The 19,008-nt window shown below is 60.9% G+C and carries 17 protein-coding genes; 6 read left to right on the top strand and 11 right to left on the bottom strand.

The window, feature by feature from the left end:
- Positions 1–60 precede the first annotated feature (60 nt).
- A complete protein-coding gene (locus ACFQ6Y_RS23990; protein WP_378637971.1) occupies positions 61–1,662 on the top strand; it encodes an MFS transporter in 1,602 nt (533 codons plus the stop codon).
- A gap of 52 nt (positions 1,663–1,714) precedes the next feature.
- On the opposite strand, the gene ACFQ6Y_RS23985 is transcribed toward ACFQ6Y_RS23990, so the two are convergent.
- Positions 1,715–2,566 (bottom strand): SDR family oxidoreductase, encoded by an 852-nt coding sequence (locus tag ACFQ6Y_RS23985; RefSeq protein ID WP_378637966.1) that lies wholly within the window; start codon positions 2,564–2,566, stop codon positions 1,715–1,717.
- 118 nt (positions 2,567–2,684) lie between these two features.
- Between ACFQ6Y_RS23985 and ACFQ6Y_RS23980 the strand changes: the two genes are divergently transcribed.
- Positions 2,685–3,134, top strand: a complete 450-nt coding sequence (locus tag ACFQ6Y_RS23980; RefSeq protein ID WP_007735410.1) for a helix-turn-helix domain-containing protein — start codon at positions 2,685–2,687, stop codon at positions 3,132–3,134.
- Here ACFQ6Y_RS23980 and ACFQ6Y_RS23975 read toward each other — a convergent pair.
- The 3 genes from ACFQ6Y_RS23975 to ACFQ6Y_RS23965 form a co-directional block, all read right to left on the bottom strand.
- On the bottom strand, positions 3,110–4,102 hold the full coding sequence (locus tag ACFQ6Y_RS23975) for an iron-siderophore ABC transporter substrate-binding protein (protein ID WP_378637962.1): 993 nt from the start codon (positions 4,100–4,102) through the stop codon (positions 3,110–3,112). The two genes, ACFQ6Y_RS23980 and ACFQ6Y_RS23975, sit on opposite strands and share 25 nt — an antisense overlap.
- Before the next feature lie 183 nt (positions 4,103–4,285).
- A complete protein-coding gene (gene lpdA, locus ACFQ6Y_RS23970) occupies positions 4,286–5,689 on the bottom strand; it encodes a dihydrolipoyl dehydrogenase (RefSeq protein WP_003941477.1) in 1,404 nt (467 codons plus the stop codon).
- Positions 5,690–5,738: 49 nt separating this feature from the next.
- A complete protein-coding gene (locus ACFQ6Y_RS23965; protein WP_350491797.1) occupies positions 5,739–6,725 on the bottom strand; it encodes a membrane dipeptidase in 987 nt (328 codons plus the stop codon).
- A 233-nt stretch (positions 6,726–6,958) separates the two neighbouring features.
- Between ACFQ6Y_RS23965 and ACFQ6Y_RS23960 the strand changes: the two genes are divergently transcribed.
- From ACFQ6Y_RS23960 to ACFQ6Y_RS23950, 3 genes are all read left to right on the top strand, one after another.
- Complete coding sequence (locus tag ACFQ6Y_RS23960; RefSeq protein WP_007733735.1) at positions 6,959–8,008, top strand: alpha/beta hydrolase family protein; 1,050 nt, start codon at positions 6,959–6,961, stop codon at positions 8,006–8,008.
- A gap of 255 nt (positions 8,009–8,263) precedes the next feature.
- Positions 8,264–9,280 carry an alpha/beta hydrolase family protein gene (locus tag ACFQ6Y_RS23955; protein ID WP_007733734.1) on the top strand — a complete coding sequence of 339 codons (1,017 nt, stop codon included), beginning with the start codon at positions 8,264–8,266 and terminating at the stop codon, positions 9,278–9,280.
- Positions 9,281–9,360: 80 nt separating this feature from the next.
- On the top strand, positions 9,361–11,412 hold the full coding sequence (locus ACFQ6Y_RS23950) for a prolyl oligopeptidase family protein (RefSeq protein WP_378637953.1): 2,052 nt from the start codon (positions 9,361–9,363) through the stop codon (positions 11,410–11,412).
- A gap of 4 nt (positions 11,413–11,416) precedes the next feature.
- Here the strand turns inward: ACFQ6Y_RS23950 and ACFQ6Y_RS23945 are convergent, their stop codons facing one another.
- Entirely contained in the window at positions 11,417–12,250 is an 834-nt protein-coding gene (locus ACFQ6Y_RS23945) for an alpha/beta fold hydrolase (RefSeq protein ID WP_378637944.1), read from the bottom strand.
- Positions 12,251–12,301: 51 nt separating this feature from the next.
- Positions 12,302–13,216 (bottom strand): polyphosphate kinase 2, encoded by a 915-nt coding sequence (gene ppk2, locus ACFQ6Y_RS23940; RefSeq protein ID WP_007733731.1) that lies wholly within the window; start codon positions 13,214–13,216, stop codon positions 12,302–12,304.
- 145 nt (positions 13,217–13,361) lie between these two features.
- Between ppk2 and ACFQ6Y_RS23935 the strand changes: the two genes are divergently transcribed.
- Positions 13,362–13,565 carry a PspC domain-containing protein gene (locus ACFQ6Y_RS23935; RefSeq protein WP_003941534.1) on the top strand — a complete coding sequence of 68 codons (204 nt, stop codon included), beginning with the start codon at positions 13,362–13,364 and terminating at the stop codon, positions 13,563–13,565.
- 93 nt (positions 13,566–13,658) lie between these two features.
- Here ACFQ6Y_RS23935 and ACFQ6Y_RS23930 read toward each other — a convergent pair whose 3' ends face one another.
- From ACFQ6Y_RS23930 to ACFQ6Y_RS23910, 5 genes are all read right to left on the bottom strand, one after another.
- Positions 13,659–13,802 carry a hypothetical protein gene (locus tag ACFQ6Y_RS23930; RefSeq protein ID WP_003941503.1) on the bottom strand — a complete coding sequence of 48 codons (144 nt, stop codon included), beginning with the start codon at positions 13,800–13,802 and terminating at the stop codon, positions 13,659–13,661.
- A gap of 63 nt (positions 13,803–13,865) precedes the next feature.
- Positions 13,866–14,141: a hypothetical protein gene (locus ACFQ6Y_RS23925; protein ID WP_378537387.1), complete on the bottom strand. Its 276-nt coding sequence runs from the start codon at positions 14,139–14,141 to the stop codon at positions 13,866–13,868.
- A gap of 122 nt (positions 14,142–14,263) precedes the next feature.
- Positions 14,264–15,709 (bottom strand): wax ester/triacylglycerol synthase domain-containing protein, encoded by a 1,446-nt coding sequence (locus tag ACFQ6Y_RS23920; RefSeq protein WP_378447059.1) that lies wholly within the window; start codon positions 15,707–15,709, stop codon positions 14,264–14,266.
- Positions 15,710–15,845: 136 nt separating this feature from the next.
- Positions 15,846–17,306, bottom strand: a complete 1,461-nt coding sequence (locus ACFQ6Y_RS23915) for a wax ester/triacylglycerol synthase domain-containing protein (RefSeq protein ID WP_378637939.1) — start codon at positions 17,304–17,306, stop codon at positions 15,846–15,848.
- Positions 17,307–18,174: 868 nt separating this feature from the next.
- Complete coding sequence (locus ACFQ6Y_RS23910) at positions 18,175–18,306, bottom strand: hypothetical protein (protein WP_378537383.1); 132 nt, start codon at positions 18,304–18,306, stop codon at positions 18,175–18,177.
- Positions 18,307–19,008 lie beyond the last annotated feature (702 nt).

Raw genomic sequence — 19,008 nt, 5'->3', positions numbered from 1 at the left:
TGGTAACCGAACGAACTATTTCGTTTGACTCACCCGAGAAGGCTGGAATACCTTTTTCCAATGACCACCACGTCCCACGTCGACGGCGGCACTCTGCCACCGACCCCGGCTGTCTCCGAGAATCCGAATCATCAACGTCGCTGGCTGGTGCTCTGCATCGTCGCGTTCGCTCAACTCATGGTGGTGCTCGACGGCACCATCGTCTCCATCGCCCTACCGGCGGCCCAGGAGGAACTGGGTATCAGCGACCTGGACCGCGCGTGGGTGGTCACGTCGTACGCCTTGGCGTTCGGTGCGCTGTTGCTCCTCGGCGGCCGAATCGCCGACTACTGGGGCCGCAAGCGCTCCTTCATCGTCGGCATGGCGGGCTTCGCGGTTGCCTCCGGCATCGGCGGCATCGCGCAGAGCGGTATCGAACTGTTCATCGCCCGCGCCGGCCAGGGCGTCTTCGCAGCACTACTCGCGCCCGCAGCACTCTCGATGCTCACCACCACCTTTATCGGAGAGAAGGAGCGCGCCAAGGCTTTTGCCGTTTACGGCGCGATCTCCGGCGGTGGCGCTGCCATCGGCCTGCTCCTCGGCGGAGTGCTGACGCAGTACGTCGACTGGCGCTGGTGCCTGCTCGTCAACATCCCGATCGCGCTGATCGCCATCGCTGCGGCCGTCCCGATCGTCAAGGAAACCAAGGCACACGGCGACACGAGCTACGACCTTCCCGGTGCGATTCTCATCGCACTCGGCCTCGGTTCACTGGTGTACGGGTTCACGCGCGCCGAGCACGGCTGGGGTCAGGCGGACACTTTGCTGTTCATCGCACTGGGCCTGGTCTTCCTCGCGATCTTCGTGGTCGTCGAGAGCCGCAGCAAGAATCCGCTTCTGCCGCTGAGTGTTCCGTGGCATCGTGATCGCGGCGCCGCTCTGATCGGCTCCATGTTGGTGGGCGCTGCCCTGCTCGGCGGCACGTTGTACCTGACGTTCTACCTACAGATCGTGCTCGGATTCAGCCCGGTCATGGCCGGCGTCGGATCGCTGCCGATGGCGTTCTTCATCGTCTTGGCGTCGACCATCGCAGCGCAGTTGTCCACCAAGATCGGCCCCAAGCCGCTCATGGTCGCCGGCCCGCTGGTGGCAGCAGTAGGACTGCTCATGCTGACCCAGATCGAGGTACACAGCTCCTACTGGACGCACGTGTTCCCCGGCCTCGCGATCTTCGGCTTCGGACTGGGTCTGCTGATGGTGCCGATGCAGAACCTCGCACTGATCGGTGTCCCCGACCACGACGCCGGCGCTGCCAGTGCCCTGGTCAACGCCACCCTGCAGATCGGCGGCGCACTCGGAACCGCACTGTTCACCACGATCTACGCTTCGGCAAAGTCGGCCTTCACCGCCGACAACGCGGCGCCGATCCCGCCGGAAGGCATTCCTGTCGACATGTCGAACGCGACCATCCCGACCGGCGATCAATTGGCACTACTCCCCCAGCCGGTGCAGGACTTCGTCGCCTCGATGACGGACTACTTCTTCGGCGCCGAGGTATCCGGATACTCGGCCGCATTCGGTTGGGCGGCAATCCTGTTGGCGATCATCGCACCGGTAGTGCTGGTTCTGGTCCGCGCCAAGAAGGGTGATCTGCCCGCCGAGGGTGCAGTCCACATGGGGTAACCCCCTGTGCGCCTTTATTAACCGCCCGCGGTTAATAAAGGCGCACAGCAGGTTAGGCCTGCTTCAACACCTCAGCCACCGGAGTGCTGCTGCGTCCGATCAACTTCTGCAGGTCACCCGACTCGGTGTCCAACGCCCCCTTGGCAATTGCAGCATCGGAATCGGCGAGGATCTGCGCAACCGGTGCGGGCAGTCCGACACTCTCGAGAATGCCTTCGTATGCCTGCTCGTCCACGAACTGATACACGACGGGCTTACCCGCGAATTCGCTGATCTTCTCGGCAAATTCGGCGTAGGTGAGCCTCTCGTCACCGCCCAACTCGTACACTGCGCCTTCGTGGCCATCGGTGGTCGCGACTACTGCTGCGGCGTCGGCGTAATCCGCACGCGCCGCAGCCGCGATCTTGCCTTCCGCTCCCGCACCGACCAGTGCGCCGCGTTCGATCACACCGGCCAGGTCGTTGGTGAAGTTCTCCCAGTACCAACCGTTGCGCAACAGCGCGAACGGAATACCGCTCCGAGTGAGCACGTCCTCGGTCGCCTTGTGCTCGGCAGCAAGCTTCATCGGCGTGTCCTGAGCATTCAAGATGCTCGTGTAGACGATGAATCCGACACCGGCAGCCTTCGCCGCGTCGATGATGTTGGTGTGTTGCGCGAGCCGTGACCCCACTTCACTTCCCGAGATCAGCACCAGCTTGTCGACGCCCGCCAATGCGGTTTCCAACGCCGAGGCATCGGCATAGTCCGCTTGACGTACAACTACTCCGCGCGCCGCGAGGCTTTCCGCCTTCTGTGGATTGCGGACCACTGCGACGATGTCGGACGCGGCGGCTCCCCGCTCGATCAACGACTCGACTACCAGTTGTCCGAGGTTTCCGGTTGCGCCGGTGACTGCAATGCTCATGCGAACTCCCGATCCAGGTTGAAGCGTAAATGCGTTCCGCAACCATCATGCACTTATTTTTCGTAAGTGCAACACGGCGAGTTAGCGCTATCGGATCGTGCAGTAGTAGCCTGGGTTCATGACCAGCACCGACTCACCTTCACGTGCTGCCCAGACTCCTGATCCGAATGCCGACGTCGTGGACCCAACCCTCGAGGCTGACGTCTTCGCTCGCGGATGCAACTCTCGGGCGGCATTGCAGAATGCAACCGGACGCTGGGGCGCACTCGCGCTGGCGGCATTGAACGAGGGCCCGTACCGGTTCAGTGCCCTGCGCCGACGCGTCGACGGAGTCAGCGAGCGCATGCTCTCGCAGACCCTGCAAACACTCGAGCGGGATGGCCTCGTGCACCGTGAGGTACTCGAAACCATCCCGCCCAAAGTGGAATACAGCCTGACCGAACTCGGCGCCGACGTCGCCGCAAAGATCACGGCCCTGATCGAACTACTCGAGTCGCAGGTTCCGAAAATCGTTGCGTCACAAGCGTCGTACGACGCTCGGAATCAGCTCAACTTGTCCGAAAGCTGAGCGATGAACTCGTCGAATGCGTAGGGAACGCTCAGCACCGTCGGAGCGGACGTAGCCATCGCGTAGTCCATTCCGACCAGACGAACCAGACGGCCGTTCGACACCGAGGTCATGTTCGCGAACGGACCGAAGGACATCAGCTTGTCCAGGTTGGTGCCGTCGGCGTCGACGAGAATGAAGACGTCGGCGTCGAGTGTGTCGATGGATTCCATGCCCACGGACACCGAACTGTCGCCGGAAGTGCACACTGCGTCGACACCGGGCGAGGTCTTCACCCCGAGCTGGCCGAGAAGACGGATCCGCGGGTCGGTGCCGCAGAAGACGATCAGGCCCTCGTCGGTGCGCATTGCATACGTTGCGGTTTTGCCCTGGAACTGTGGGTGATCAGCGGCCTGCTTCTCGAAGTACGCCCCGGTCTCGTCGATCAGCGTCTGAGCCTGCTCCGGCTGTCCGAGCGCTGCACCGATCATGCTCATCTGCTTGTCCCACGCCGTATCCCACGGCTGGTCGGGGAACGCGACGGTCGGCGCGATGTCACTGAGACGCTTGTACTCGCCCTCGTCGATGCCCGAGTAGACGGCAAGGATCACGTCGGGATCGAGCCCGAGAATCTGCTCGAACGGGATATCGGGATTGGTCGTCATGAGAACAGGCTTGGCACCGTTCAGACGCGAAGCGTCCCAGGGCAGGATGTTGTTCTCGATGCCGTCGCCGGAGAAGCTCTCCATCGCGACTGGGACCTTGTTCAGTGCAATCACCGAATCCTGGCCACTCCATCCGATGGTCACGATGCGCATAGGCTCCGCGTCGATCGTCGTCGAACCGTAGGCGTGGTCGACGGTCACGGGGAACGCCCCCGCCTCGGCGGCACCCGAAGCTTCGGCGTCCGATCCGGAATCACCTGAGGTTCCACAGGCGGAGAGCGTCAGCGCGACGCAAGCCGCGAGCAGTACGGAACGAGTTTTCATGAGTGGTCCTTCGAAAGCCGGATGGTCGACTCGGGACGCTAATGCGTTGCGCGCCTATACCCCGACTCGAAGGCCTCAGATGGCGGTTTCGCAACACAACTCGACACAAAAGACGAAAAACCCCGTGCGCCTTTCCGGTAGTGCGAACTACCGAAAAGGCGCACGGGGCCGAAGGCCCTGCCGTCAGAAGTTGATCATGTGGCCTGCGAGGCCGTGGATCGCTTCCTGCAGTGCCTCACTGAGCGTGGGGTGGGTGTGGACGTTGCGTGCCAACTCGTTGACCGTGAGGTCCCACTTCTGGGCCAAGGTCAGCTCGGGCAGCAGTTCCGACACGTCCGGTCCGATGAGGTGCCCGCCGAGCAGTTCGCCGTACTTCTTGTCGGCGATCAGCTTGACGAAACCGGTCGGGTCACCGAGACCGTGTGCCTTGCCGTTGGCAGCGAACGGGAAGTTCGCGACCTTGACGTCGTAGCCCTCGGCCTTGGCCTGCTCCTCGGTCAACCCGAACGAGGCGACCTGCGGCTGGCAGAACGTCGCACGCGGCATCATCCGGTAGTCACCGAGTGTCTGCGTCTCCGCCCCGCCGATGGTCTCGGCAGCGACGACAGCCTGAGCTTCTGCGACGTGCGCGAGCTGCAGCTTGGCGGTGACGTCACCGATGGCGAAGATGTGCGGGACGTTGGTGCGCATGTAGTCGTCGATCGCGATGGCGCCGCGATCGGTCAACGCGACACCGGTGTTCTCGAGACCGAAGCCCTCCACACGCGGTGCGAAGCCGACGGACTGCAGAACCTTGTCGACGACCACGGTCTCGATCTCGCCGGACTTGTTGTCCTTGATCGAGACGGTGACCTTGCTGCCGTCGTCGCTGATGGACTGCACAGCGGCACCGGTCTTGATGGTGACGCCGAGCTTCTTGTACTGCTTGGCGATTTCCTTCGAGACGTCGGCGTCCTCATTGGGCAGTGCCCGATCGAGGAACTCGACGATCGTGACGTCGACGCCGTAGTTCTTGAGGACGTAACCGAACTCCATGCCGATCGCGCCGGCACCGACGATCAGGATCGAACCCGGAAGGTCACGGGTGAGGATCTGCTCTTCGTAGGTCACGACGTTCTCGCTCAGCGAGGTGCCGGGCAGCAGCTTGGTGTACGAACCCGTCGCGATGATCGCGTTGTCGAACGTGATCGTCTCGGTGCCACCCTTGCTCAGCTCCACGCTGATGGTGTTGGCGTCGACGAACGTGCCCTTGCCGTCGTACTCCGGGATCTTGTTCTTCTTCATCAAGAAGTGAATGCCCTTGACTCGCCCGTCCGCGACCTTGCGGCTGCGATCGAAAGCGGAGCCGAAATCGAAGGACACGTCTCCGGACATGCCGAACGTCTTCGCTTCTTTCGTGAAGATGTGCGCGAGTTCGGCGTTACGGAGAAGCGCCTTGGACGGAATGCAGCCGACATTCAGGCATACACCGCCCCAGTACTTCTGCTCGATGATGGCGGTGCTCAGGCCCAGTTGTGCCGCGCGGATAGCAGCGACGTACCCACCGGGGCCGGCTCCGAGGACAACGACGTCATAGTGTGAGGTCACGATTCACCAGGGTAGTCCTGCATCGTTTCGCTGTCCCCAGATGGTCGCATTACCCGTCGGTAGCCCACACTTCTCGGGCAACTCGGGCGAAATTTCCGCCGTACACGGCCTCGATCGACGGCTCGTCGAAGCCCCGGTCACGCAATACCTGATCAAGTGTCAGCACGTCCTCCGGAGGAGTCCACTGCAGTGGCCCCCACGCGGTGTACGCCTCGGAGAACGACGACGGGTTCTGCTCGATCTCTTCGCGGAAGTCGTCGGCGTCGAAGGAGAAGTCGGAGCCGATCCCGACATGATCGATGCCGACGAGTCCCACAGCCTCTTCGATGTGGTCGGCCATCGCGGACAGCCGAGCCTGGTCGTCATCCGGTCCGTTGACGCCGAGGAAAATGCCGACGCCGTTGATCCCGATGACGCCGCCGGTCTCCGCACACGCTCTGGCCTGATCGTCGGTGATGTTGCGCGGATGCTCCCACAACCTTCGGAGGTTCGAGTGGCTGTAGATCATTGCTCGCTGGGTGATAGCTGAGATGTCCAACCCCGTCTGTACCGAACAATGTGAGCCGTCGACCGTCATTCCGACGCGATTCATCTCGGCAACCAGGTCACGGCCGTATCCACTCAACCCCGTGTCCGCCAGGTCCAAGCAGCCGCAGCCGGCAGCGTTCATGTAGTTATACGTCGGCAACATCGAGCGGACTCCGAGGTCGTAGAAGTACGAGACGTTGGCCAGGTCTCCCTCCAGCGGATTCGAGTCCTCCAGGTCGAAGGCCAGGGCGATTCCGCCGGACTCCTGAATCTCGACGACGCCGTCGACGGTGAAGACAGGGGTTATCTCCGGGAACTCGACCCGCGCCTGCCACGCGAAACTCTTGGCGATTGCCGTCGAGTCCGCGCGAGTCTGCGGCGAGTAACCGACGTTCACCGAAACGTAACTCCCCGCTGGGCGCTGATATCGGAGAAGATCTTCGACAGACGCGTTCGACTGCAGAGGTAGGCAACAATGTTGTTCCCATAGTGGATATGTCCGGTTCACTCACTAATCCCGTCGATGATCAGGGAAATTCACCTGAAACTGGTCGTACGTTCAGCAAATCTCTGGTTCACTGGCGGATAACGCACCGATGCGGTAGAACTTACAAGACTCACACGCCCTGTACCTATCGACAGAGCATGTACCCAGCATGAATTCCCGTACGGGAACAGCAACAAAGGACCGTTCACTCCTGGGCGGATTCGAAGGAATTTTAGGTGGAGGTTTCTGAACGTATGCGTGCTCGCACTTTCAAGCGTGGCCGTCTGGTCGCCGCTGTAGCCGCAGTATCCGTGCTGCCGATGCTGATCAGCCCTGCAGTGTCGTCCGCAGGCGGAGATCCGTCGACCACCACGGCAACTGTTGCCAAGGCAAACACAACGGGTTCCAAGCTCTCGAGCCGCACGGACAACGGGCGCATCGCCACCATCAAGGTGTACTCCCCTTCCATGGAACGCGATATTCCGCTCGAGGTCATCCTCCCGGCAGACGGCAGCGAACCCCGCCCGACCCTCTACCTGCTCAACGGTGCAGGCGGCGGCGAAGACCGGGCGACGTGGCAGCGTCAGACCGACGTCAACGAGTTCTTCGCTGACAAGAACGTCAACGTCGTCACCCCGCTCGAAGGTGCATTCAGCTACTACACCGACTGGGTGAACGACGACCCGTCCCTCGGCCGTCAGAAGTGGCAGACGTTCCTGACCCAGGAACTCCCGCCCGTCATCGACGCCGAGTTCAACACCAACGGCGTCCAGTCGATCTCCGCGATCTCGATGACCGCGACCTCGGTCCTCAACCTCGCCATCGCAGCTCCGGGCCTCTACAAGGGCGTCGGTGCATACAGCGGATGCGCCGAGACCAGCACACCGGTCGGCCAGTCCTCCATCGAACTGGTTGTGGGCATGCGCGGCGACGCTGACGTGACCAACATGTGGGGCCCCCTCGACGGCCAGGGCTGGATCGACAACGACCCCGTCGTCAACGCCGAGAAGCTCCGCGGCACCGAGCTCTTCATCTCCACCGGCTCCGGACTCCCCGGCCCGCACGACACCCTGAACAACGAGGCGATCAACGGACAGGTCGGCACACTCGCCAACCAGGTGATCGTCGGCGGCGTCATCGAGGCAGCAGTCAACTACTGCACCCACAACCTCGCCTACCGCCTCAACGATCTCAAGATCCCGGCCACCTTCGACTTCAAGCCGACCGGCACCCACTCGTGGGGCTACTGGGAAGACGATCTCCACAACTCCTGGCCGATGCTCGCTCGTTCGATGGGCATCTGACCGAAATCGTTCCGACTCGACCCCGCTCCCTGCACTTCCGGGAGCGGGGTCGAGTGCTTGTCTGGGCCGATTCGGGGGTTAATTCCGGGGTTAATTCCGGGGCCAATTCAATTGTCAGGCAATCGAATCGCGTCACTTTCTGCGCCCGCTCTGCTTTACTGACACATAACAAAAAGTGAACCTGTTCCAGTAAGGGCTCACAGGCACTTCGATCCGTTCCGGATCCGAAGACATTCAGGTGGAGGATCCGAACGTATGCGTGCTCGAATTTTCAAGCGTGGCAGTGTGATCGCAGCTCTCGCAGTGGCCACGGTGCTGCCGATGCTGATCAGTCCGGCGACAGCTTCTGCGGGCGGTGACACGTCCGGATCGCACGTTGTGAGCAACACCAAGACCGGCGACCGCAAGGTCACCATCTCGGTCTTCTCCCCGGCGATGGATCGCAACATCCCGCTCGAGGTCATCCTCCCAGCAGACAACAGCGAACCCCGCCCGACGCTCTACCTGCTCAACGGTGCAGGCGGCGGCGAAGACTCGGCGACCTGGCAACGCAAGACCGACGTCATGAACTTCTTCCAGGACAAGAACGTCAACGTCGTCACTCCACTCGAAGGCGCGTTCAGCTATTACACCGACTGGGTGAACGACGATCCGGTTCTCGGTCGCCAGAAGTGGCAGACGTTCCTCACCAAGGAACTCCCGCCCGTCATCGACGCCGAGTTCAACACCAACAAGGTCCAGTCGATCTCCGCGATCTCCATGACCGCGACCTCGGTCCTCAACCTCGCCATCGCGGCTCCCGGCCTCTACAAGGGCGTCGGCGCGTACAGCGGATGCGCTGAGACCAGCACCCCCGTCGGTCAGAGTGCGATCGAACTTGTCACAGGTACCCGCGGCGGAGCTGACATCACCAACATGTGGGGCCCGCTCGACGGTCAGGGATGGAAGGACAACGATCCGGTCCTCAACGCCGAGAAGCTCCGCGGCACCGAGCTCTACGTCTCCACCGGCTCGGGACTCCCCGGCCCACACGACACTCTCGCCAATCCCGCGATCAACGGTCAGGTCGGTGCGCTCGCCAACCAGGCGATCGTCGGCGGCGTCATCGAGGCAGCGGTCAACTACTGCACCCACAACCTCGCCTACCGCCTGAGCGACCTGAAGATCCCGGCCACCTTCGACTTCAAGCCGACAGGCACCCACTCGTGGGGCTACTGGCAGGACGATCTCCACAACTCCTGGCCGATGCTCGCTCACTCCCTGGGCGTCTGACTCGATTCGTACTCGACCCCGCTCCGGTGTTTCGGGAGCGGGGTCGAGTGCTGTCGGGAGCGAGCAGTAAGAATGGACGTATGACTTCCGATCAGCAGCCCACCACCGGCGACGACCCCTACCTCTGGCTCGAAGACGTGACCGGTGAGTCTGCACTCGATTGGGTCCGTCAGCACAATGCCGTGACCGAGGAGCAGCTCACCGACAACGAGCGCTTCGATCGACTGCAGAGCGACGTGCGCGAGATCCTCGACACCGACGCGCGAATCCCCTACGTTCGCCGTCGCGGTGAGTTCCTCTACAACTTCTGGCGAGACAGCACCCACGTTCGCGGATTGTGGCGACGCACGACGTTCGATCAGTACGTCACCGACGACCCGGAATGGGACGTCCTCGTCGACCTCGACGCCCTGGCCGAGGCCGAGGGCGAGAACTGGGTCTGGAAGGGCACGCAACTTCTGCGCCCACACCGCAACCGTGCATTGATCAGCCTCTCCCGCGGTGGGGCAGACGCGGCGGTCGTTCGCGAGTTCGACATCGAGAAGCGCGAGTTCCTCGCTCCCGAGGGCGAGAATCCCGGCTTCTACCTTCCCGAGGCCAAGACCGACATCGACTGGATCGACATCGATACCGTCTACGTCGGAACGGATATCGGACCAGGATCGCTCACCGATTCCGGATACCCCCGTCTGGCCCAACGGTGGAAGCGCGGCACTCCCCTCTCCAGCGCCGAGACCGTCTACGAGGGCCAGGCCACGGACGTGGCCGTCTCGGCTTCGCACGATCCGACGCCCGGGTTCGAACGAGACTTCGTCACTCGCTCGGTCGATTTCTACAACTCTCAGCATTTCGAAGTTCGCCCCGACGGTGAACTGGTGCTCGTGGACGTCCCCGAGGACGCCGGGATCTCGATTCACCACGAGTGGTTGTTGATCCGCACCAAGTCCGTGTGGGCCGTCGAGGACACCGAATATCCGACCGGCGCACTGCTTGCCATCCGTTACGACGATTTCCTTGCCGGCTCACGAGCACTGACATCGATCTTCGAACCCGACGCACATTCCTCGCTCGAGCACTACACCTGGACACGCGATCATCCGATTCTGGTGGTCCTGACCGACGTGCGCACGACGCTGCGAATCCTGACGCCGGGCGAAAACGGCTGGGAGGATCGACCTTTCGAAGGGCTTCCAGAACTGACCAGTATCGAAATTCTCGACACCGACCCCGATGTCAGCAATGAATACTTCGTCAATTCGAGTGGATACACCTCCCCTGCAACTCTTTTGCACGGCGTGATCGGCGAAACCGAACCCACTGCCCTCAAGCAGGCTCCCGCGTTCTTCGACGCCGAGGGCATCACCACGGAGCAGTTCTTCGCCACCTCTGCCGACGGCACCCAAGTTCCGTACTTCGTGGTGCGCAGTCCGCGTAGCGAGCCCGGCCCCACCCTGCTCTACGGGTACGGCGGATTCGAGATCTCGCTGACACCGTCGTACAGTGGTTCTCTGGGCCGCGCCTGGCTGACGCAGGGCGGAACCTATGTGGTTGCGAATATTCGCGGTGGCGGCGAGTACGGACCCGGTTGGCACACACAGGTTCTCAAGGCCGGGCGCCACAAGGTGCACGAAGACTTCGCTGCCGTCGCGAGAGACCTCGTCGAACGCGGAATCACGACCCCGGATCTTCTGGCAGCTCAGGGCGGAAGCAACGGCGGCCTGCTGATGGGCATCATGCTGACCAAATACCCCGAACTCTTCGGCGCCATCGTCTGCCAGGTCCCGCTGCTGGACATGCGCCGATTCCATCTCCTGCTGGCCGGCGCGTCCTGGATGGCCGAATACGGTGACCCCGATGTCCCGGAGGAGTGGGCATTCATCTCGGAGTACTCGCCGTATCAGAACATCGACGCCGCCGCGTCGTACCCGCCGATCCTGATCGCGACATCCACCCGCGACGACCGCGTCCACCCCGCGCATGCCCGCAAGATGGCCGCACGGCTGGAAGAGCTGGGCAAGCCGGTGCTGTATTTCGAGAACATCGAGGGTGGCCACGGCGGCGCCGCGGACAATGCTCAGCTGGCCTTCAAGACCGCGCTGACCTACGAGTTCCTCTGGCAGAAACTCGGCTGATCTTTCAGCGGTCGCGTAACCACGCGACGACGCGCTCGCTCACAGCGGTGGGATTGCGTATCCAACCGTTGTGACCGAGTGGTTCGTCGATGTGCGTCATCGTCACTTGGGCCCCGGAGAGCTTGTCCACCAGGTTCTTTGCCGACCGGCGTGGAGCGAGATCGTCCCCTTCGATCGTGATCGACAGAACCGGCAAGGTCAGGCGAGCGATCCGCTCCTCGTAGTCGATATCCCCACCGACGGGTTCCATGCGACCGGTCCTGGCGAACCGTGCCCAATCGGTGATCAGTACTTTCGACTGTCGACCGAAGCCGCCGACGTTGACCCGGTCTCCCGGCCAGAAGCCGGCAATGTTGGCTGTCACCGACATCGCGGACGAACCCAGATAGAGTCCGGGCGCACGGATTCCGGGGAATCCGCGGTGATACGGCGATCCGGAGGCAACCAGGATCAGTCCGCCGAGCCGGCCCCGAATCCTCGACGCGTACATCACCCCGATCTGGCCGCCCATGCTGTGCCCCATCAGAAATGGTGCGCTGGCCGGGAACCGCTCGCGCACTACCTCGAACGTCGCCGGACAATCGATCGAGACCAGTTCCTGATATCCGAAAGCACTCGACGCGCTCGGGCGCGGTTTGCTGTCACCTTGGCCGCGCAGTTCACCGATGGCCGCGTTGAAGCCGGCTTCGACCAGGGCCTGCGCCACCGGATCGTAGAACCCGGCGGGAACTCCGAGCCCGGGCAACATCACCACCACGGGTGCGTCGTCGTTCGGTCCGGGAAACAGACGGATCGGGGTCACGGTGCCGTCGGGGAGTTGGATCGGTACGGTCTCCATTCAACTCACACTAACCACCCACGCCGCGGATGGGCAGAGCACACGCGCCGACTATTCGAGGCTGCCCACGATCAGCGGATCCGGAGTACCCACGATCTCGTAATCCTTGTTGTCGTAATCGAACTGACTGAGCACGTGACGCATCGCGTTTATCCGCGCGCGTTTCTTGTCGTTGCTCTTGATGACGGTCCACGGAGCGGTGGCGGTATCGGTGAACCGGATCATCTCTTCCTTCGCCGCCGTGTACGCATCCCACTTGTCCAGAGAAGCGATGTCCATCGGCGAAAGCTTCCACTGCCGCACGGGATCGACCTGTCTGATCGCGAACCGCGTGCGCTGCTCCAGCGGTGAAACCGAGAACCAGAACTTGATCAAGCTGATGCCGTCGTCGACGAGCATCTGCTCGAACAACGGCACCTGGCGCAGAAATCGCTCATGCTCCTCGTCGGTGCAGAAACCCATGACCCGCTCGACCCCGGCCCGGTTGTACCAAGATCGATCGAACATCACCAGTTCCCCGGCGGCGGGAAGGTGCTGCACGTAGCGCTGGAAGTACCACTGCGTCGACTCGCGAGCCGACGGCTTCTCCAGCGCGACGACGCGAGCGCCACGAGGATTGAGGTGCTCCATGAATCGTTTGATCGTTCCGCCCTTGCCGGCAGCGTCGCGTCCTTCGAACACGATGGCGTGCCGTGCGCCGGTTTCTTTCGACCAGTTCTGCAGCTTGAGGAGTTCGATCTGCAGCAGACGCTTGGACATTTCGTACTCGTCCCGAGGCATCCGTGCGTCGTACGGGTAGCCCTCCCGCCAGGTGTCGACCTCGAAACCGTCCGGCGACGTCAGCAGCACCGGATCGTCGTCGTCATTGTCGTCGACGGTGAAGGCGGCGGTGTCGGCCAGATCGACGGCGGTCGAGAGATCCGCGAAGGCGCTGAGGAACGGTCGGCGTTCTGCTAAATCGGTCACCGCCGACAAGGTAGTCTCCCGCAGCAACCGTTCGGTGAAGCTGGGATGAACTACCGGGGTATGACACGACGGGCTCAAAAGATCAGGGTGCAGATGGGGGTCGTCCCCGATGGTGCCTGATGCGATCTCGCTTCAGAATTGAAGCATGACATTCGAAAGCAACACACCTCGCCCCTTCACCCGTTCCAACGACAAGAAAATGTTCGCCGGAGTGTGCGGCGGAATTGCAGATTACTTCGGCGCCGACGTCAATCTTGTCCGTCTACTCGCCGTTATCGCCGCTATTTGCACGGGTGGAACCGCGGCATTGGTATATCTCGCCGCCTGGATGCTCATGCCATTAGGGTGAGAATTCCGGCAATTGACATGGCGAGAATTACGCGCCGACAAAAAGTATTTCGGGGCCTACGCGCCAACACGAGCAGGCCCCGAAATCGACAATCTACTTGGCGGCCTTCAACTCTCCACCGCTGAGCGCAGCGAGGGCCTCGAGACCCTTGACGGCCAGGCCACTGACGCTGCCCAACCCCTGACCGATGATCGCACCGACTGAGCCGGCAGCGTCCATGACAGATCCTTCAAGCATGACGTTCTCCTTTAGATGTTCAGTGGTTCACTTGGGACGAGCAAATGACGCCGATCAGAAAACTCAGGGAACGACAGGCGGCGCAAAGCTGAGGGTGTCGAGAGATCCGAAGATTCCACCGGCGGTGTCAGCCAGTGAACCGAAGAGGTTTGCACCGACATTGTCCAATCCCAGCAGCATTGTCAGCAAAGCCTGCATCGGTGCACCGTCCCCATTCGGACCACCGAGAATATCCATCAACGAACCCATGTTCAGCTCCTCGCGTAGGTGATTCTTTTTACCGTCGGTGACGATTATCGAACCAGTCCGGCGGTAGACACTCGACGTGTCGACAGTCACATTAATCCGCGAGATAACGACTCGACACCACTACGGACAATTACCTTAATTAGGACGAATTCGACAGAAATTTCCCGAACACAAATCGTCGATTCACAACAAGTTCCGACGCAAGTTGCTCTTTATCGTTCGACTACCTCACGATTTTGTTCAGAAACTGCCTGCAGAAGCGTCGTGAACCCCACCCGCAACAATTCGACATAGTGCTCGATATCCGGCATCGTCTCTCGCGAGACGATGACATTGAGCGTCAGAGAACCTCCACGCGCGGCAATGAGGAAGTGGCGCAGAATGTCTCCGTCGACCGGCGCCTGCCCGCCGAGAACTGCCACCGCCGGCGCACCTTCGAAAACATTGCCGTCGACCGATACCGGGACATTGCTGATCGTCGTGTTCTGAATGACCTTGTGCGAAGGGTCCAGCTTGTTGAGCCGACGCGAGAGACCGGTGAGTCTGAGCAGAGCCGCAGGCGAGGTTTCGATGCGTGTGCCGTAACGACGGACGGCTGGGTGCGCACTCCGCCCCTTTGCCATCAGCGCCGAATCCCTGATCAGTGTCAGCCGCTCGACCGGATCTTCGACGTCCGTGTGCAGATCGACCGTCAACAGCGCCAGTTGGTTGGCCGATTCCCATTCGGCTATTTGCCGCATCGATCGGGGAACCATCGCCGCCAACCCACTGGCCGACTTCTCGCCCTTCTCCGACAGGTAGGCGTCGAGAGCACCGGCGACGACGGTCAGGAAGATGTCGTTGACCGTCACGTCCGGAACGGCCGCTCGGATCGCTTTGATGTCTGCGCCGTCCAGCGTCAGGAAATCGATCGTGATGTCTCCACCCAGCACGCCGTTGAATCGGGTCGGTAGGCGGTCGGCCGAGTACGTAGGTAGCTCTCCGGCCTCTTCCGCCTCCCGAACCGTCTCGGCCGCAACCTTTGTCACGGACAGACCCCGGCCGAAACGGATCGCCTGGCCGGGCAAACCCACGACCGTGCGCCCGATCAAATCCAGCGACGAAAGCCCCGAACCGGCACGCTTCGTCTCCGGTTTCGGCGGACCGGAGAACAGAAGGTTGGTCAGATCGCGGATCGCCAGACCGTCACCGGCCCCGTGGTGGGTCTTGAGCATGATCAGCGTCAGATTGCCCGGTAGCTCGTCGATCCCGTGCACGCCGGTCATGACGTGCAACTCCCAGGGCGGCCGGGACAGGTCCATCGGCTCCCCGAGCGAGCGCCCGAGCAATTCACGAACCGGGGCCCACCCGGCAACAGGGGCACGATGGACGTGCACATGATCATCGACGTCGAAATCGGCCGGGACCCAATAGGGATAATCCAGATCCAGCGGAACTCGCTGGAGTCGACTCGTGAACAGTGGCCAGTACCCGAATCTTTCGGTGATCCACCGAACCGCGTCGTCGTGCGTCATCTCTGCGAGCGGATGGCCCGTCGTGTCGAAGAAGTAGGCGCAGACCATGTGGCTCAGATGTCCACCGGACTCGTTGTAGACGAACTCCGCGTCTCGCGGTCCCATCTGAGATACCGCGGCTGGCAACGAGTTCCGAAAGATCATGCATGCCCCTCAATTCCGACGCTGAACGAATGTCCGAATTGTAGCGAGCTGACATGCAGATCCTCTGGGTTCTGCTCGGAATCGTTGGGTATCACCGGATCCAGCAATCAGAGAAGGTGCCTGCGATTCCGATCGATCAGGAGGCAACCTCTTGGTTAGGTGAATCCGCAGTCTGCATCGCGGCTGCCGCCGCCAAATCATCGAAACTTGCTCGCAGTAGTTCGATGTAATGGTGGAGATCGGGCATGGTCGCGGTATCCGCGATGACGTTGAGGGTCAGTCCCCCACCTGCTGCGGCGACCATGAAATGCCGTAGCCCGTCGCCGTCAACCGGGGGCTGGGTTGCCAGCACGGCTGCACCCGGTGCACCGTTCAATGTCAGCCCTTCAACAGAGAGCGGAATATTGCTCACCATTGTGTGCTGGTAGCGGGGACGAGTGACATCGTGGGAATTCCTACTTCTCGCAAAAGCAATGAATCTCAGCAGGAATGCCGGCGCCGTTTCGATCGCGGCATCCACACGGCGAGTGGCAGGGTGGGAAGTACGTACCTTCTCCGAACGCGAGGATTCCGCGATGAGTGCCAATCGTTCCAGCGGCGCCGCAACGGACGTGTGCATATCGACTGACAAGGTCACCAGTTGATTGGCAGACTGCCACTCCTCGACCTTGCGCATCGAGCGAGGCACCATTGCCACCAAGGATCCCCCTGGCGGCTCACCATTTTCTGTCAGATACCGCGACAGCGCACCACCGACGATCGCCAGGAGAACATCGTTGACAGTGGCGCCTGGAACCGCGTGTTTGACCCCACCGATTACGGCACCGGGAAGGGTTAATTGCTGCAGCGTTCCCGATCCGCTGACTTTGCCGTTGAACCTGGTAGCCGGACGTTCGTTGAGGCTCTCGACCCATTCACCGGCCGATTGGGCCGCGTTCGCACTTCGTTGAGCAGCGCGATTCCCTGGAACGCTCCGGGCGAATCTGAACATCTGGCTGGGAATGCTCGCCAACGATTCGAGGAGTACACGCACCTTCAATAGTCGAGGTACTGGAACGTGTCGGGCGGCTCGCTCTTCGCCCGAGAAGATGGATTCCCCCAACATCCGGATTGCTATCCCATCCGCTGCGCTGTGGTGGGACTTGAGCACTACGGCGGTCAGCCTCCCGTCCAGATCGTCGAGACCTTCGATTCCGTTGAAGAAGTGCAACTCCCATGGCGGACGGGTCAAGTCCATCCGGGAAGTCATCAAAGCACTCAAAGGCTTCTCGAGTGACGCCCAACCAGGCTCCGCAAGGTCTGTGACGTGTACGTGGTCACGGATGTCGAAGTCATTGACTGGCATCCAGTACGGATGATCGAGTCCGAGCGGGATACGACCTACCTTGTGGGTGAACATGCGATGGTGGCCGAGCCGTGCGGTCACCCATTCGACTGCTTGCTCGCGCGAGAACTCCGACTCAGGGCGCTGAGAAGTATCGAAGAAATACACCCCTATCAAATGCCCCAGATGGCCGTCCGCCTCGTTGTAGATGAAATCGGCATCACGCGGGCTCAACCGCGCCAACTGCACCGCAAATTTGCTGGGCAATCGCATCGACACTACCTCGTCTCACTGCATCGGTAATCGTGACCGGAACTCGAAACCGAATGATCCCCGAGGCCTACGTCAGCCTCGGGGATCATTCGGACTCGGTGGCGTATTCCAATTCAGACTCCACCAAGAATTTCCTACTTCGGATTCTGAAGCATCTTGCTTCCGGCGGAGGTGAGGCCCGCTGTGTCGATAACCCATTGCACGATCGAAGTCAGGTATCTTTCAAGCATTGTGCATTTCCTTTCATCACACTGGGAAGGACGAAAGCGCGTTCAGGTATTTCCCGATCGTGCCCACGAGATCAACCGACCCGAAACTGACGAGATCGGACAGGTACGTCAATGATCCGTTCAACATTTCTTTCTCCTCTTCGGATTAGGTGCCGGCTATGGAGCCGAGGCCGGATTGGATCGATCCGGCTGACGCAGCGGATCCTGTGACACCCAGTTCAATGAAAGAAGAGATAGCTGCGAAAACTCCCTCGATAATTCCCTTGAGAGCCGCCAAAGGCAACTGGACCGAGTTCGCGTCAATACTGCCGACCGCGTCGATCAAACTTGCTGTATCCACTGTACTTCCACACTCCTTGGAATTCGTTCGTTCGGGTTTTGAAAAGAAAAACAGCGGAGTCCATCAGATCTGCGTGGCCGTTATCCAAACACGCGGGTCTTGACGATTCCGAATTACGGCAGAGGGGGAACCTGCCACCCCAGGTCGATCGACGACATTATCGGCGCGAAAATGATGCCCGCAATGACCGACTTGATCAACCCTCCCATTTCGCCTTCGAGCACATCAGCGACCGATCCCAAACTACCCATCATTCACTCCCACTGTCAGAAAGATCCTCGGAAATTGAAACTATCGATCAGCTGAGTTCGATAGCGGATACCAACGAGCCTGTGCCGGCCTCTACGCCCGGCAGCATCGACCCGCTCCATGTGTTGCCCAGCAGATCGGTGAACAATTGCGCAGTCGCCTGGAGGAACATGACGATCATACTGATTCCCACCCTTTCGTAGGTCTTGGATTACTCATAGGACGTTTACATCGGACCGCTTGCAGTAGCCCACAAAGAACTGGTCCGAGCAGCAAAGAGAAAGATTTTGCAAACCAGGTAACCGATATTCTTCGGGGCGTACGCGCCCTTTCCGCGGCTGTGGGGTGACATCAAGGTAGTGCAGAAGAGCCCGATTTGGGGAACTTTCGGCTAAACATTTTGAAGCTTTCTGAAACCTGTTCCATTTTTGCAGGTCGCGGGCCCGAGTCGGCCACAATTTCTACTGAAATCCATCAACACACCGCACTCAATAGCTTCGGCAACGCGGCACCACACACTGCAACGTATCTGCCGACGAGTGCAATCGATCTGCCCACCAATACTTTTCGACGGCAACGCACTGCAGTCGACGCAGAGCAAAAGTACTAGTACTCGAGGAGGTACCCCTCCCGAAATACCGCCGAAAGTGCTAGCGCCCGTGTAGATCTCACAAGGAACAGATATGAACATGCCCATGCGTCCGATCACCCCTGGGCATGCAGACCCTCCCAGCCAAATTGCCCTAGGGCGCGCTCCCACCTCACCTGAGAGCCGGAAGCGCCACATCGGTTGCGCGCACCCGATATTCAACTTCCTCCACAATATGGTTACCTTCATCCAGAAATTGAATGAAGGTAACCATTTCATTGGTATGTACTAATA

Source organism: Rhodococcus sp. NPDC056516 (assembly GCF_042794655.1).
Taxonomy (GTDB): domain Bacteria; phylum Actinomycetota; class Actinomycetes; order Mycobacteriales; family Mycobacteriaceae; genus Rhodococcus_F.
Note: the sequence above shows the minus strand (reverse complement) of the source record. Positions and strands in the feature narration are given on the sequence as shown.